The following is a 15,599-nucleotide window of genomic DNA, read 5'->3' on the forward strand; positions in this document are numbered from 1 at the left end:
CTTTTCGGGCGCTTTTTTTTATGCTTAAATATTGTTATGATCAAAAGAATTACCCTTCTATCGGTTCTGTTTTCCTTGACGCAAGGATGCACACAAAAAGCGACCAAAGTGAACCACAAACACACCAACAACCTAATCCACGAAACCAGTCCTTACTTATTGCAACATGCGCATAACCCAGTAAACTGGGAAGCTTGGAAGCCAGAGGTTTTGGAACGCGCACAAAAAGAAGACAAGCCCCTGCTCATAAGCATTGGATATGCGGCCTGCCATTGGTGCCATGTTATGGAAAAGGAATGCTTTGAAGACGAAGAAGTGGCCAAAATGATGAACGAAAACTTCATCAATATTAAAATAGACAGGGAGGAAAGGCCAGATGTAGATCAAATTTATATGGATGCCATTCAGATGATGTCCGGAAATGGGGGTTGGCCCCTAAATATTGTCGCCCTACCCGATGGAAGGCCATTTTGGGGAGCTACATACGTTCCAAAGGACAATTGGGTCAAATCCCTAAAGCAGTTGACGGACCTGTACAAAAATGACAGAAATAAGATTGTGGAGTATGCCACAAATCTTTCCAACGGAATCAACGCTATCAACCTTGTAGAGAACAAAACGGATTCCGGCATTTACACTCCTGAACAATTGGATACGGCCATTGCAAACTGGTCCCAGCATTTTGACAACTATCTGGGAGGATACAAACGTGCGCCAAAGTTCATGATGCCCAACAACTGGGATTTTCTGCTTCACTATGCCACAGCCAATTCCAAACCTGAACTCTTGGAACAAGTGAACGTCACTCTAACCCGAATGGCATATGGAGGGATTTATGATCATGTAGGTGGAGGATTTTCAAGATATGCGGTCGATACCAAATGGCACGTGCCCCATTTTGAAAAAATGTTGTACGATAATGGCCCTTTGACCAGTTTATATTCCAAAGCCTATGCAGTGACCAAAAACGAACTGTACAAAAAGGTTGCGGAACAGACCATTGACTTTGTCAAAGAGGAACTTTTAGATTCCGGTGGAGGATTTTACTCTTCCTTGGATGCAGATAGCCTGGATGAGCATGGTGAGCTGGAAGAGGGTGCCTATTATGTATGGACCAAGGAGCAATTGAAACAATTATTGGGTACTGATTATGAAATCTTCAAAGATTATTACAACATCAATTCGTATGGTCTTTGGGAAGAAGGAAATTATGTGTTGATCAGGGATAAAACCGATGAAGAGATAGCTGAAAAACACAAAATATCGGTTTCTGATTTAACAGAAACATTGAACAAATCCCTAAAAACACTAAAAGAGGAAAGGGTAAAACGTTCCAAACCCAGATTGGACGACAAAATACTAACTTCCTGGAATGGACTTATGCTCAGTGGCCTTGTTGATGCGTATCGTTATTTGGGCAATGAAGAATATCTGACACTTGCCCTTGAAAATGCCAAATTCATTGAAAAAGAAATGATCAAGGATGATTACTCCTTGTTTAGAAATCATAAAAAGGGTGAAAGCAGCATCAATGCCTTTCTAGAGGATTATGCTACAGTAATAGAAGCCTATATTGGACTCTATGAGGTTACCTTTGATGAGAAATGGTTGAATCATTCCAAAAAACTTCTGGAGTATGCCAAGCAACACTTTTTGGACAAGGAATCAGGAATGTTCTTTTATACCACAGATACTGACAGTTCATTAATCAGGCGTTCCATAGAAACTATTGACAAGGAAATATCTTCATCCAATTCCATTATGGCCAAAAACCTATTAAAGCTACACAAGCTCTTTCCAGATGATGGTTATGGGGATATGGCCAAGCAAATGCTGAAAAATGTGCAAGATGACTTTACCGAAAGTGCACAGGGTTATGCCAACTGGATGAATCTAATTCTTTTTGAGAACCGCAATTTTTACGAAATAGCGGTAGTTGGCGACAACTATATGGAAATTGGCAAGGAGATTAGCCATAGCTATATACCCAACAGTATTTTGGTAGGCTCTAAAAGAGAAGGTAATCTTGATTTATTAAAAAGCAGATTCAATGAAGGACAAACCTTGGTCTACGTTTGTATTGAGGGTACCTGCAAACTCCCAGTAACCTCTGCTAGTGATGCCGTTGAGCAACTGAGGGACTAAATAACAGTCTTGTAAACAAAAGCAACTTAATTTTGTCTTGTTTTTGACAGAAATGATATGGAAGAACTTCATGATTTTGAGAAACATTTAGAAAATGCCATAGATTGGTTTTGGAATTTCATGCCCAATCTTATTCTGGCAGTTGTCATCTTTTTTGTTGGATTATGGATTGTCCGGTTCATCAATAAAATGGTCCATCGTTTTTTTGAGCGTAAGGATTATGATGAAACATTGGAAAGCTTTCTTCAAAGTTTTATCAGTATTGCCCTTAAAGTGCTTTTGTTTGTTGTGGTAATAACCCAACTGGGCGTAAAATCATCGTCATTGGTCGCCATGGTCGGGGCCGCAGGTTTGGCCATTGGTCTGGCATTGCAAGGTTCGTTGGCCAACTTTGCGGGAGGAGTGCTCATTCTGATTTTTAAGCCATTTAAGGTCGGTGATTGGATTTCCGCCCAAGGTGTGGAAGGTTCAGTCAAACAGATCAGTATTTTCAGCACCAAATTGAACACTTTTGGCAATCAAGTGGCCATAATTCCCAACGGACAACTTTCCAACGGCAGCATTATAAACTATAACCAAGAGGATACCCGTAGAGATAAATTTGATGTAGGCATTGGATATGGTTCCAATATAAAAAAGGCGAAAGAGATTTTACTGCAGATTTGCGTGGATAATCCTGATATACTTAAAGAACCCGCTCCTGAAGTTTATGTGGGCGAATTGGGAGACAGTTCCGTAAATCTCACCTTACGCTTTTGGGCAAAAAATGAGCTGTTTTGGCCTGCGCATTTTTATGTTATTGAAGAAACCAAATCACGTTTTGATGAAGCTGGAATTGAGATTCCGTTCCCTCAACGTGTCATGCACCAGCCCAACTAGTTTTTCTTTTTGGTCTGAAGCACAAAATCCTTCAAATAATAGGGCTCAAAATAGGCCACATCCTCAAATGCACCTTCTTGAAACTTCTTGAAAGCAATTTGCGCCATTTCTTTGGCAGAAGGAACAATAGTCGTGTCGAAATGTATGTTGGGATGGTTTAAAACTTCTTTGCACTTTTCAGCTCCACTACCCACCAAATGTACTTTTGAGGCGCTCAAAAATTCACTAAAAGAATCCCCATCAATTATTTCTGCTCTGGTTTCCCTTATTTCTTTAAACTGATAATCAAAAACAGCGGAGTAGACTTCCATACGGCGGGCATCCAAAACAGGAATAACCATATCTCCTTCCAAAGCTTGGACCTGACAAGCCATACTTTGCAAAGTTGGAACAGAAATCAAAGGCAAATCCAAAGAAAAACAGAGTCCCTTAGCTGCCGAAACGCCTATCCTCAGTCCTGTATAAGACCCTGGCCCCTTACTTACCGCAATAGCATCCAAATCTAAAAATGACAAAGAAGCCTCTTCCAAGGCTTCTTTTATAAAAACGTGTAGTTGTTCTGAATGCGAATAATTGGCTGCATTGTTCTCTCTTACACAAACAATGTCATTACCGTTTGAAATGCTTACGGAACAATTTGTCGTAGCTGTTTCTAAATTAAGTATTCTGGCCATAGCGGCCACAAAGATACTAGTTTAAAGAAATGGGAATGCCAAAATAGAACTCCAATATCTTCAACCTGAAAATATAATCGTACTTGGTACGGATCACATCCGCTTCAGCATTATCCACCCTTGATTGTGCCTGACTAAAGTCAAAGGCATTCATCAACCCAACATCAAAACGTTCTTTGGCATAATTATAGGCCAACCTTCTTGCTTCTTCAGTTTTCACGGCAGCTTCATAGGCCTTATAAAAGGTAGTCACATCCACATAAGCTTGTTGAATATTGGTCTCCAAATCCAACTTATCTTGCTCAAATTGCAGTTTGGCCTTCTCCAAATCAATTTTAGAACGTTTTACATTATTACGGGTACTCCACCCATTGAATATAGGAACGTTCAATTGTGCTCCATAAGAAATTCCATCAAATATCCATAGTTGGTCTATAAACCCAGGGGTAAAACTACCACCACTCCCATCTGGAATCGGTTGGGTTGCATCAGAATATCTAGCTCCATATTGAAAAAACCCTGATAATGTTGGATAATTTGCACCTTTGGCAATCTCCAAATCTTTTTTGGCCAGTTCCACAGTTGATTCTGAAAACTTAATGTCATTCCTAAACGTCAACGCTTTGTCAAAAATCACCTTAGCGGAATTCTTCAAAATATCAGATGGTGGAACATCAAATTCTTCATCGGCAATATCAAAATTTTCGTAATCCGTAATCTGTAACAATTGTGCCAAATTTACACGGGCAATAAGTACAAGGCTCTCACCATTTACCACCTGTTGTTCTTGATTGGCAGCAGTGGCTTCAATTTCCAACAAATCACCGCGTGGTGATACGCCAGACTCTACCAACTCTGTGGTTCGTTTTAAGTCTTGTTCGGTAACGGCCAACTGTGCTTTAAATGTTTTCAATTGTTCTTTATTGGAAAGTACCTGAAGATAGGCATTGGCCACACTCAAGCGAATATCATCCTTTAGATCATCTAATCTATATTGGTTAGAAATGGCATTTAGTTTGGCTCTTTGCAACTGTTTCATGTTACGCAATCCATTAAAGATATTGACATTCGAGCTGAAACCTCCATTTGTATTAAATGTGGACTGATTTCCAGTTACTGGTATATTTGAAGTACTCACAATGGTAAAACCTACATTTTTGGAGGCAGTTGCAGATGCATTCAAGTTAGGCAGCATATTTCCCAACGCATCTGACTTATCAATCTTGGCATTCTCCAAATCCAGCTCAAATTGCTCAATGGTCAAATTGTTGTCAACAGCATAGGTGACACATTCTTGAAGCGTCCATTTTTTCATTTGTGCGTTGGTGATGAACGTGGCACAAATAATCATGAATAAAGTGACTCTTAATTTCATTCGTTTTTTGATTTTTGGTTTTATTGGATTAGGCGTCTTCATCAGAATTCTCCTCATCTAGCCCTTTTTTGATTGGTTCGGTTTTGTTCCATTGCTTTACTTCATCCGCTTCTTCCAATCCGGAAACAATCTCAACGTTTATGCCATCAGAGATTCCAATCTCAATATCACGACGTTCAAATTGTTGTTCCCCAGTTGAAACTTCCACATAAGGTTTGTCGGTTTCCTTATCAAATTGTAGCAATGCCTCCGGTATAACCAGAATACTATCTTTTTTCTCAAGGGTCAAAGAAGCGTTTGCGCTATATCCCGCACGAATGAGAAAATCATCTTCGATGGCAACATCTCCTTCAATCTTAAATTGAACAGCTCCAGACTCCTCAATTCCCTTTGGTGCAATAAACTTTAGATTTGCGTCAAATTCCTTGTCCTCTATGGCACCAAGACTAATTTTTAAAGGCATCCCAAGCTCCAATTTACCAACCTCACCTTCATCAACCTTCCCCTCAAAAATCATTTTACCCAAGTCTGCGATTGAAGCAATAGTGGTTCCATCGTTAAAATTGTTACTTTGAATTACTTGGTCACCTTCCTCTACTGGAATTTCCAAAATAGTTCCCGTCACCGTAGCCCTTATGTTTGTATTGGCACTTGAAGAACCACCTGCAGAGCCTCTTCTAATGATCTGATAATCCGCCCTGGAGTTTTTCAATTCCTGCTGGGCTTGATCATACGTCAACTGTTGATTGTTAAAATCTTGGCTTGAAATGACTCCTTTTTCGAATAAGGCCTTGTTTCTGTCATATTCTATTTTGGCATTGTTCAATGCCAATTCTGCATTTCTGACCCTACCCGCTGCTTGGTTCAACGATTGCTCATTGGGAACCACTTTTATTACAGCAATCAAATCTCCGGCTTTGACCTGGACTCCTTCTTCCAAATAAATCTTATCAATAATCCCTGAAATTTGGGGCTTTATTTCTATTTCGTCCTCTGGAATTACCTTACCAGTGGCAACTGTTTTCTTTTCAATACTAGAAATGAAAGGTTTATGGGTTTCATATTCTATGGTTGATTTGCTATTGGACTTTATAAAAAAAGTTGCCGCCCATAAAGCACCCAAAACAAGTACTGCAAGTCCTACCCATTTTAAAATTTTCTTCATTTTCCTGATTATTTAGTTTTATCTATTTTTTTATTCTTCTCTTAATGCGTCAATTGGTCTAATGCTCACGGCCCTCTGCGCTGGAATCAACCCAATTAATATTCCTAAAATCAGCATGAGCGCGAAAGCCCCCAACACCAAAGGAATAGGTACTGTTGGGTTTGTATAGGGAAAATCAATTCCCTGTGTTGCATTATTTACAATATTCAGTGTCAAAGCGCCCAATATGATTCCCATGACACCAGCAATCAGCGTAAGGAACAAGCACTCGAGTATAATCAAGGTCCTTACCTCACCAGGCGTAGCTCCCAAAGCTCTTCTTACTCCCAGTTCTTTGGTACGTTCTTTTACCGAAATCAACAAAATAGCCCCAATACCAATTATACCTGCCAAAATTGTGGCAATGCCCACGATCAACGAGATAAATGTCAATCCTTTTGAAAAACCCATTATTTTGCTGAACACTTCACCTAGGTTAAAAGTCCCAAAAGCACGTTCGTCTGTTGGGTCCACCCTATGGATGCTCTTGAGAACAGCTTTAACATCTTCTTCTACCTGTATTACATCCGCATCGTCATAAGCTGCCATTGAAAACCATCCCACTTGATCTCCCGAATTGTACAATCTTCTATAGGTGGTGAAAGGAATATAAATATCGCTATCAGAGTCAAACGGAGCATTTTGTACAAACTTGTGCACACCAACTACTTGAAAATAAATACCATCTATACGGATGTATCCCCCAACAGGGTCCTCATCCTCTTCAAACAGCTCTTGTTGGGTCCGTTCACCAATAACACATACTTTTCTGGCCTGCTCAATATCATCATCATTCACAAATCTTCCGCCATCGTATATTTTTTTGGTAGCAATCTTGGTAAACACCGGAAAATCACCATAAACAGGATAACTCCCCGATTTAGAACCTCTTACAATTGAAGCAGGTGCCGAGCCAAAAGTTCCTTTTACATTTCTTGGTGCGACATATTGAAGGTCAGGGATGCGATTCTGCAATACTGTTGCATCACCCAATTTTAGTTGCAATTGACGACCTGTTTTAAAACCATCATATGGTTTGCTAGTGCTTTGGGCCCATGCAAAAAGACTGTTCATCGCCACTGTTTCAAACGATTTTTCAAAGCCGTTGTCCATTCCTTTGGCTGCACCTGACATGGCGATATAGACAAAAATCCCCCATAGCACCCCAATAATGGTAATAATGGTACGTATCTTATTCTTTCGAATAGATCCGAATATTTCTTGCCACGTATTTCTATCAAATAAAAGTTTCATCTTATTCGTCTCTTAGTGCCACTATTGGTTTGATCTTTGCTGCTCTTCTAGCAGGAATATAGCCAGCCAAAGCACCAAAAAGAATAAGGAATATGGTTGCTATGATTGCTACGGTCGTATTTATGTATGGATTTTTGATAAAGAAATCTTCCAACTTTGTGCCAATAGAATTCAAGACCGCTAGGCCAATCAACATTCCCAAATAGCCAAAAATTGTGGTAATGAATACAGATTCAATCAAAATTGAACTAATTACGGCTTTAGGTGTTGCCCCCATCGCTTTTCTAATACCGATTTCCTTGGTACGCTCCTTGACCACAAACACCATAATGTTACTGATTCCGATAATACCCGCAATTAGGGTACCCAATGCAAAAACAGAGGCTATATATGCCAAAATATTGGCGAATTGCTGGTTCTGCTTTAATTGATCCGCAACATTTCTGATAAACAAACCATTGGGGTCTTGAGGACTGATGTATTTTTTATCCCTTAAAAATTTATCCAGACTGGTTTGGAACGCCATCGCACCGGCATATCCAATCTCAGGTTTGAAACCTAGGATGATTTGATCGATCTTATCGGTATTTTTTTCAATAAGTTGTCTTGTGGTATACGGAATATAGATATAGCGCTCTTCATTATCCCCGCCATCATCTTGGAAAACCCCTATTACCTTAAAAACACTTCCCCCTATATCGATATACTTATCAATGGCGTTTTTTGTACCGAACAAATCCTGCTCTACCAAACGTCCAATGACAGCGTATTTTGTTTTGTCTTCTATGTCCCTTTCATTGAGGTAACGACCTTTCATCATGATCGTTTTTTCATTGAACTGGTGACCTGGACCTACTGCTCTTGTATTGTAATTGTTGGATTCTTCCTTATACTTGGTCAAAGCGGAACGTGATATTCTTGGGGTAACATATTCCAAGAACATGGCAAAGTTCTTTTTGATATCCTCTAGATCAGAATTGTCAAATTCAATTCGCCTATTGGATTTATAGCCTTTGTATGGCATAGACGTCCTGCCTGCAAAAAGAAAGAAGGTATTGGTGGCATCATCGTTGAAAAACTCCTCAAAAGTGTTTCGGAGTCCATTGGTCAGCCCAACCAAAGAGACAAAAATAAGAATCCCCAATGCCACTGTAAAGCCAGCTAGAAAAGTACGGAGCTTATTTTTTTTAATGGACAAGAATATTTCTTGCCATGTGTCTCTATTGAACATATTCAGATGCTCTTACTTGTTTTACTTTTTTGTCCTCAACGATCACACCATCTCTAAGGTGCACAATGCGCTTGCACATATGTGCAATATCTTCCTCATGTGTTACAACCAAAATGGTATTTCCTTCGTCATTAATTTTTTGAATCAAATCCATCACTTCATAAGAAGTGGTACTGTCCAAAGCTCCGGTAGGCTCATCCGCCAAAAGCACTTTGGGTTCAGCTGCCATGGCCCTAGCTATGGCAACACGCTGTTTCTGCCCACCAGAAAGCTCATTGGGCAAATGTGTGGCCCATTCCTTCAAACCAACTTTTTCCAAATAACTCAATGCCTTTTCCTGTCTTTCCTTCCTGGATACTTTTTGATAGTATAGTGGAAGTGCAACATTTTCCATTGCATTTTTGTAGTTGATCAAATTGAACGATTGAAAGACAAATCCCAAAAATTTGTTTCTGTATTGCGCCGCTTTTGTCTCGCTCAAGTTTTTGATAGGAACTCCATCCAGCGTATACTCTCCGGAGTCTGCCTCATCCAACATCCCCAAAATATTAAGTAAGGTGGATTTTCCCGATCCGGAAGACCCCATAATGGCAATAAGCTCTCCTTCTTCTGCCGTAAAATTGATGCCCTTTAAAACATGCAGGGAATTACTCCCCATTTTATAGGATTTGTGAAGATCTTTGATTTCAATCATAGTTGGTGATGTTAGCTATGTGATGATTTAACTCTTGTAATAGGACTTACAAGTTGTTAAAATGTTACAAGATTTATTGAAATATTTTGTTAAATGATCAATTGATGTTTTCCTCTTCTTCAATGGCATTCCAAACTTTGATCTTATCATCAGCATTTAGACCCGATTTTACTTCCACAAAAATGCCATCGCTAACACCCAATTCCACATCTTTACGTTCAAAATCCTGCTCTGAGGTTTCTATTTCAACAAAAGGTTTTTTTGTTGCATCATCAAACTGCACCAAGGCTTCTTTTAAGGCCAAAACACTGTCGGCCCTTGCCAAAATAATTGAGGCATTTGCACTAAGGCCCGCTCTGATGAAAACTGTATCTTGTTTTTTAAGCGTCCCCTTTATCTCAAATTGGATAGCTCCATTTTCTTCTTTTCCTTTTGGTGCGATATAATCCAAAACCGCATCAAAAACTTGGTTTTCAATTGCTCCAACGGTAATCTCAAGTGGCAGATCTTCTTTGATCTTTCCTACTTCCGACTCATCCACCTTGCCTTCAAAAATCATTTTTTCCACATCGGCAATAGCCGCAATGGTAGTTCCTTCATTAAAGTTATTGCTTTCTATAACCTGATTTCCGACCTCCACTGGAACCTCCAATACCATTCCGCTTACTGTTGAGCGTATCAAGGTATTGGCCGCATTTCTGAAGCCACTTGTTGTTCCTGTTTTGACGATATCAAAACGTTTATTTGCCGCTCTGTAGGATTGCTTTGCTTGATCAAAGGCCACTTGGGCACGGTCCAAATCCGCTTGGGAAATCACCCCTTTATTAAAAAGGGACAATTGACGGTCATAGTTTCTTTTTTGGTCATCCAAATTGATTTTGGACTCATCAATGGCATTTCTGGCGTCATTTAACGCATTTAGATTAGGCACCACTTTTATTTTGGCCAACAAATCCCCAGATTGTACATAATCTCCTCCTTCCACATAAATTTCTTCGATTACACCAGAAATGTTGGGTTTGATCAACACTTCTTCCAAAGGAAGAATACTTCCCGTTGCCACTGCCTTTTTCACAATGGTCTGCTTGGAAGGTTTTTCCGTTTCATAAACAATGGGGTCTTCAGAATTCTTTTGGTATAGATAGTACATGGAGCCACCGAATACTATTACGATGAGCAACAGGATGATAATGGTTACGGACTTTTTCATTTTATTTTATCTAATTGTTTTGATTGATATGTATTTTTATTTTATTCGGTTCTTAAAGCTTCAATGGGCCGTACTTTAATGGCGCTATTGGCCGGAATAAATCCTGCAAGCAGCCCAGACACCATCAATATCATCAGTGCCCCACCTACCACGCCAACGCTTACACTAGGGTTCAAAAACATGTCCACAGGCCCCACACTATCCAACAAGGAATTGATACCATAAATGACCAGGGAGCCAAAAATGATTCCGGTCATTCCAGAAATAATGGTCAAGAAAATGGATTCCATCAGAATCTGTTTTTTAATGGACCAAGGTTGTTCTCCCAATGCTCTTCGTATTCCTATTTCCTTGGTACGCTCCTTTACCACAATAAGCATGATATTACTTACCCCAATAATTCCGGACAACAATACCATAATACCCACAATGTATGCTACGCCTTTTAATGCCCCGAATAGGCTTTCCACCCGGTTATATTGCTCATAGAGATCAAAATATCCAATGGCACGTTTGTCCTCAGGGTGCACCTTGTGCCTTTGGCGCATTACATCAATAATGTTTTCCTTAAGTTGTGATATGGAACTACCATCATGGGCAGTTATCGCCATCCAACCCACATCTTCACCTCTATTAAAGGCCTGTGAAAAAGAGGTAAACGGGACATAAATTTCCTTTTGGGCTTCTTCCCCACCATCGCTATTGTTCTTTTTGTAGGTTCCAATCACCAAAAAGTTAACGCCCTGTATTTTAATGTAGGTTCCCAAAGCTTCTTCCCCTTTTTCATAGAGGTCATTTTTAATGCCCTGCCCTATAATTGCCACTTTTCTTTTTTCGCGAATGTCATTGTAGTTTATAAATCGACCTGAAGTGACAGACATAGGGTCTTGATTGATAATTTCCGGGTAATCCCCATATACATTGTATGCACCGGTTCTAATGCCCCTTACCACATTTCCAGCTCCTCTAAATCCGCCCAATTGATTTCTTGGAGAGACAAACCGAAGGTTGGGCACATTATCCCAAATGGCCTGAATATCGCTTACTTTAAATTCAAAGCTCCTATCTTTTGGCAGTCCTTCATAGGGTTTGGTAGTTCTTCGGGTCCACATGAACATGGTGTTGGTGGCTATATCACCAAAATCCTTTTTAATCCCATTTTCAAAACCTTTCCCTGCTGCCAAGAGCACAATCAAAATAAATATGCCCCAACAAACACCAAAAGCGGTAAGGATGGTTCGGCCCACATTACTGGTAAGGACTTCTAAAATTTCTCGCCATCTATCCTTGCTAAACATCGCTATTAGTATTTAACATTTGTCTTTTATTCATCTCGTAAAGATTCAATTACCTGGACTTTGGCCGCCCGCCACGCTGGCACAAAACCAGCTAGGGTTCCGGCCAAAATCAAGACCAAAACGGTCGTGAACGCTACCTGAAAACTCACTGAAGGGTTTAGAACATAATCAACTTCTATATTGGGACCGACAAGTTCCAACAATCCCATACTGAAAATGAGTCCCGAAAAACCAGAGATTGCGGTAACAAAAATGGATTCATGCAAAATCATCCCCACTATGGACCAAGGTTTGGCGCCCAAAGCTTTTCTGATTCCTATTTCACGTGTACGCTCCTTAACCACAATGAGCATTATATTGCTTACACTAACAACCCCGGCAATTATAGTACAGACTCCAACAAACCAAAAGAACAACTTCATATTTCCTGTTATACCATAATATCTTTTGGCTTCTTCCATGGCACTCCAAACCTCCATAGCTCCATTATCATCTGGCGCCACCGTATGCGCCTGTTGAAGATAAGACCTTAAGTCATTTTTGAATTTTACAGCTTGAGCAACGGCCTGCTCAAAGTTTTCGACCTCAGGAAGGGTATATGACAAGCTATTCAACCTATCCCCACCATTAAAAACCCTTTGAGCAGTAGTAATGGGAATATATATGCGTTCTTCCTCTCTATCTTCCATTTCCTTGAAAACCCCAACTATTTTAAAGGGTATTCCGGAAATATCTATAAATTCGCCTATTGGCGATTCCACTTCATTGAAGACATCTTTTTTGATTTTATTTCCAATAATGGCCACCTTGCCTGTAGCGTTTTCGTCTTGAATGTTTATAAAACGTCCCTGCATCATTTTAGGCCCCTCTATAAACTGAAACTCCGCACCTACTCCTTGAATACTATAAACCAGTGCCTCTTTACCATAGTTAACGGTAACACCTCTCACAAATATTCGGGGAGATTCATATTCAACGGTTTCCCGGAACATGGAACTGGCCGTTTCAAAATTTCCATTGTTAAACTGGATACGCCTTCCGGGATTCAGTCCCTTAAATTCTTTTGAAGTAACCCCAGGCCATGCCCAAACACTGGTAGTGGCATCTTGTTTGAACTCGTGTTCAATACCATTTTGCATTCCCTGCCCAAAACCCAATAAAATAACAAGAATAAAAATACCGGAGGCCACGGATAGCCCGGTCAAGAAAGTGCGTAATTTGTTCTTCCGTATGGTGTCAAATATTTCTTGCCACCTTTCAATGTCGAACATAGTGGTTGGTGTTTGATGATTGATGAAATACGCAAGCGTACCCTAATATGACAAAAGTCGTACCAGATTGTTACACTTTATCGTTAAAAAAAATGTTAAAATTTAAGAAATGCCTTTAACCTCGCATTTTTTTATAGACAAAATAAAACAGTCCACCAACCAAAATATAAGGTATAGCCATTAAATAAACAATCCCGTTGTTTATTCCCTCAGCGGTTTTTCCATCGGCTTCACTCTCCACAACGGCTCTACACATAGCACATTGGGCCTCGGTAATTTGTGGAAGCATAAAGAAAATAATTAGGAGCAAGAACAGTTTTATCTTCACTTTCTTTGATTTAATACTGATAATACGGGGAAATCATCAGGTATACAACTACCCCGGTTACGGCAACATACAGCCAAATAGGGAAAGTGTATTTGGCCCATTTCTTGTGGGCCTTATAATTTTCTAAATATCCCTTGGAATACGTAATCAGCACCAAAGGAATTACTGCTACTGAAAGTAGGATATGCGTAAGTAAAACAAAGTAATATATGTACCGAATTACACCTTCACCTCCAAAAGGGGTACTTTCCGATGTCATGTGATAGGCAACATACATGATCAAAAACAAGGCAGAAAACACAATGCAAGTGGTCATTAACCTTTGGTGAAGTACTTTTTTTCCATTTTTGATGGCCCATACGGCAACTACAAGAAAAATTGCTGTTAGTCCATTGATTGATGCATATATGGGAGGCAAAAAGGTCAAAGGTTCCGCATTGGGTATTTTGTACATAAAAAGCAAAACCACAAGTAATGGCACCACTATGGATACTGCTACCACCCACTTTTTAAACTGCTTTTCACTAGCTGAAAGTACTTCTTTCATTTCTCCAACAATAATTTTTTGATATCCTCTTTTAACATCGTAATCTGCTGTGGCTCTCCTTCGGAGTTTACCCCTTGCTTTTCTGTGATCGTGCCGCGGTAATAAATCAACGGATTTCCATTTTCATCATATCTGGAACGTATATACCCGTTTTTATCCACCAAAGCGAACATTCCAGAATGTTCAAATCCGCCAGGCGCATCTTCAACCTCATTGGCCACAATATAGAATCCTTCTTGTGCCAATTTGTAGATTTCATCTTGATCACCAGTCATTAAATGCCAATCTGAATCCGTGATTCCATAGCGCTCCGTATACTTTTTCAAAACAGTCGGGGTATCATAGCGTGGATTAATGGTGAACGAAGCAACACCAAAGTCAGGATACTCCACAAATGTTTCCTGCAACTCCACTAAATTTTTGGTCATGATGGGGCAAATGGTTGGACAAGTGGTAAAGAAAAATTCCACCACATACACTTTTCCCAAATAACTTTCATTTGAAACAAGCAGACTGTCTTGATTTAAGAAAGAAAACTGTGGCACTTTTCTTTTTTTACCATCGGCCAATATAAAGGACAGGTCATTAATGGATGATGCCCCTGTTAACCTATCGTCTTCAACCACGGTACCTTCTTTGAGTCTTTTGGTGATTTCGTACACTGCAAAAATTCCAAAAATCAAAATGATGGTCGATACCCAGACGTAGGTGTATTTTCTCTTGCTATTTGCTCCTGTCGGCATTGTTTTTCTTTAAAGCGAGACGATATTCTGCGAGGATAATCTTTACATCGTCTTCCATTTTATTGTTTAGATCCGCTACCGAGGTTGTATTGAAACCGTATTTCACGCCTTCATCTTCATCATCTGTTCGCCCTCTAAGGTTAAGCTCTTTATCTATGATAAAAACATAAGGGGTGCTCAAATTCTCATCCAGGGTTTTATCTGTTTTCAAATGTTGAAAAAAGGATTTTATCTCCGAAGTTTCCACAAAAACAAAAAACCATTTTTCAATATCTGATAAAGCTCCCAATTCTATTTTTAAAGATTCTACCTTCTCTTCATTGCCATTTCCTTTGGGAACGATCATCACCATTTGAAAGTCTTTAAACTTTCCAAAGCGTTTGTAAATTTTTTGATTTAGATTAAAGGCATTTCCCTTTTTCAGTTCAATTTCATTACCCAAAAAACCTAAAATGGTGATTTTACCCTCAAGGTTAACTTCGGTTCCGAAACGTTCTAAATCCGCAATGTTCTGGGTAAGGACAGGTAGTCTTCCAAAGTTGTTGACGCCCGAGGCAAAAAACAGATAGGCCACCAAGGGGAAAACGAACAACACAACTAAAACAAAGCCCTTTTTCATGTGTTTATTTTTATCGTTTTTCAAAGGTCCCATGTAACCTTTGATGGTCAAAAATAATCATGACTCTATACGTTTAATGATATTTTTGACCATGTCGGTTTCATTCTAATCTTACTATTGCAAAAAT

At 39.6% G+C, this 15,599-nt stretch carries 15 protein-coding genes; 2 read left to right on the plus strand and 13 right to left on the minus strand.

Annotation, left to right across the window (positions count from 1 at the left end):
• Nucleotides 1-36: 36 nt before the first annotated feature.
• Nucleotides 37-2,145: a thioredoxin domain-containing protein gene (locus ACOQO1_RS10220; RefSeq protein ID WP_420602777.1), complete on the plus strand. Its 2,109-nt coding sequence runs from the start codon at nt 37-39 to the stop codon at nt 2,143-2,145.
• 57 nt (nt 2,146-2,202) lie between these two features.
• Entirely contained in the window at nt 2,203-3,024 is an 822-nt protein-coding gene (locus tag ACOQO1_RS10225) for a mechanosensitive ion channel family protein (protein ID WP_420602778.1), read from the plus strand.
• Here the strand turns inward: ACOQO1_RS10225 and tsaB are convergent.
• The 13 genes from tsaB to ACOQO1_RS10290 form a co-directional block, all read right to left on the minus strand.
• Nucleotides 3,021-3,698 (minus strand): tRNA (adenosine(37)-N6)-threonylcarbamoyltransferase complex dimerization subunit type 1 TsaB, encoded by a 678-nt coding sequence (tsaB, locus tag ACOQO1_RS10230; protein ID WP_420602779.1) that lies wholly within the window; start codon nt 3,696-3,698, stop codon nt 3,021-3,023. The two genes, ACOQO1_RS10225 and tsaB, sit on opposite strands and share 4 nt — an antisense overlap.
• Before the next feature lie 16 nt (nt 3,699-3,714).
• Entirely contained in the window at nt 3,715-5,073 is a 1,359-nt protein-coding gene (locus tag ACOQO1_RS10235) for a TolC family protein (protein WP_420602780.1), read from the minus strand.
• A 28-nt stretch (nt 5,074-5,101) separates the two neighbouring features.
• A complete protein-coding gene (locus ACOQO1_RS10240) occupies nt 5,102-6,238 on the minus strand; it encodes an efflux RND transporter periplasmic adaptor subunit (RefSeq protein ID WP_420602781.1) in 1,137 nt (378 codons plus the stop codon).
• 30 nt (nt 6,239-6,268) lie between these two features.
• A complete protein-coding gene (locus ACOQO1_RS10245) occupies nt 6,269-7,531 on the minus strand; it encodes an ABC transporter permease (RefSeq protein WP_420602782.1) in 1,263 nt (420 codons plus the stop codon).
• A gap of 1 nt (nt 7,532) precedes the next feature.
• Complete coding sequence (locus ACOQO1_RS10250; RefSeq protein ID WP_420602783.1) at nt 7,533-8,762, minus strand: ABC transporter permease; 1,230 nt, start codon at nt 8,760-8,762, stop codon at nt 7,533-7,535.
• Nucleotides 8,752-9,456, minus strand: coding sequence for an ABC transporter ATP-binding protein (locus ACOQO1_RS10255; protein WP_420602784.1), 705 nt, complete (start codon nt 9,454-9,456; stop codon nt 8,752-8,754). The genes ACOQO1_RS10250 and ACOQO1_RS10255 overlap by 11 nt, the downstream gene beginning before the upstream one ends.
• A 97-nt stretch (nt 9,457-9,553) precedes the next feature.
• Nucleotides 9,554-10,666, minus strand: coding sequence for an efflux RND transporter periplasmic adaptor subunit (locus tag ACOQO1_RS10260; RefSeq protein WP_420602785.1), 1,113 nt, complete (start codon nt 10,664-10,666; stop codon nt 9,554-9,556).
• 41 nt (nt 10,667-10,707) lie between these two features.
• Nucleotides 10,708-11,964 carry an ABC transporter permease gene (locus ACOQO1_RS10265; RefSeq protein ID WP_420602786.1) on the minus strand — a complete coding sequence of 419 codons (1,257 nt, stop codon included), beginning with the start codon at nt 11,962-11,964 and terminating at the stop codon, nt 10,708-10,710.
• Between the two features lie 26 nt (nt 11,965-11,990).
• Entirely contained in the window at nt 11,991-13,235 is a 1,245-nt protein-coding gene (locus ACOQO1_RS10270; RefSeq protein WP_420602787.1) for an ABC transporter permease, read from the minus strand.
• 115 nt (nt 13,236-13,350) lie between these two features.
• A complete protein-coding gene (locus ACOQO1_RS10275) occupies nt 13,351-13,563 on the minus strand; it encodes a hypothetical protein (protein ID WP_420602788.1) in 213 nt (70 codons plus the stop codon).
• Nucleotides 13,564-13,573: 10 nt separating this feature from the next.
• Nucleotides 13,574-14,110, minus strand: a complete 537-nt coding sequence (locus ACOQO1_RS10280; protein WP_420602789.1) for a DUF420 domain-containing protein — start codon at nt 14,108-14,110, stop codon at nt 13,574-13,576.
• Nucleotides 14,107-14,853: an SCO family protein gene (locus ACOQO1_RS10285; protein ID WP_420602790.1), complete on the minus strand. Its 747-nt coding sequence runs from the start codon at nt 14,851-14,853 to the stop codon at nt 14,107-14,109. Before ACOQO1_RS10285 ends, ACOQO1_RS10280 begins: the two co-directional genes overlap by 4 nt.
• Nucleotides 14,834-15,472 (minus strand): hypothetical protein, encoded by a 639-nt coding sequence (locus tag ACOQO1_RS10290; protein ID WP_420602791.1) that lies wholly within the window; start codon nt 15,470-15,472, stop codon nt 14,834-14,836. The genes ACOQO1_RS10285 and ACOQO1_RS10290 overlap by 20 nt, the downstream gene beginning before the upstream one ends.
• Nucleotides 15,473-15,599 lie beyond the last annotated feature (127 nt).

The organism is Flagellimonas sp. (genome assembly GCF_965222555.1).
GTDB lineage: Bacteria > Bacteroidota > Bacteroidia > Flavobacteriales > Flavobacteriaceae > Flagellimonas.

What these genes read in the sequence shown, in the direction of transcription:
- ACOQO1_RS10220 (WP_420602777.1), top strand. Translation starts at nt 37, where the DNA reads ATGATCAAAAGAATTACCCTTCTATCGGTTCTGTTTTCCTTGACGCAA.
- ACOQO1_RS10225 (WP_420602778.1), top strand. Translation starts at nt 2,203, where the DNA reads ATGGAAGAACTTCATGATTTTGAGAAACATTTAGAAAATGCCATAGAT.
- tsaB (WP_420602779.1), bottom strand. Translation starts at nt 3,698, where the DNA reads ATGGCCAGAATACTTAATTTAGAAACAGCTACGACAAATTGTTCCGTA.
- ACOQO1_RS10235 (WP_420602780.1), bottom strand. Translation starts at nt 5,073, where the DNA reads ATGAAATTAAGAGTCACTTTATTCATGATTATTTGTGCCACGTTCATC.
- ACOQO1_RS10240 (WP_420602781.1), bottom strand. Translation starts at nt 6,238, where the DNA reads ATGAAGAAAATTTTAAAATGGGTAGGACTTGCAGTACTTGTTTTGGGT.
- ACOQO1_RS10245 (WP_420602782.1), bottom strand. Translation starts at nt 7,531, where the DNA reads ATGAAACTTTTATTTGATAGAAATACGTGGCAAGAAATATTCGGATCT.
- ACOQO1_RS10250 (WP_420602783.1), bottom strand. Translation starts at nt 8,762, where the DNA reads ATGTTCAATAGAGACACATGGCAAGAAATATTCTTGTCCATTAAAAAA.
- ACOQO1_RS10255 (WP_420602784.1), bottom strand. Translation starts at nt 9,456, where the DNA reads ATGATTGAAATCAAAGATCTTCACAAATCCTATAAAATGGGGAGTAAT.
- ACOQO1_RS10260 (WP_420602785.1), bottom strand. Translation starts at nt 10,666, where the DNA reads ATGAAAAAGTCCGTAACCATTATCATCCTGTTGCTCATCGTAATAGTA.
- ACOQO1_RS10265 (WP_420602786.1), bottom strand. Translation starts at nt 11,964, where the DNA reads ATGTTTAGCAAGGATAGATGGCGAGAAATTTTAGAAGTCCTTACCAGT.
- ACOQO1_RS10270 (WP_420602787.1), bottom strand. Translation starts at nt 13,235, where the DNA reads ATGTTCGACATTGAAAGGTGGCAAGAAATATTTGACACCATACGGAAG.
- ACOQO1_RS10280 (WP_420602789.1), bottom strand. Translation starts at nt 14,110, where the DNA reads ATGAAAGAAGTACTTTCAGCTAGTGAAAAGCAGTTTAAAAAGTGGGTG.
- ACOQO1_RS10285 (WP_420602790.1), bottom strand. Translation starts at nt 14,853, where the DNA reads ATGCCGACAGGAGCAAATAGCAAGAGAAAATACACCTACGTCTGGGTA.
- ACOQO1_RS10290 (WP_420602791.1), bottom strand. Translation starts at nt 15,472, where the DNA reads ATGAAAAAGGGCTTTGTTTTAGTTGTGTTGTTCGTTTTCCCCTTGGTG.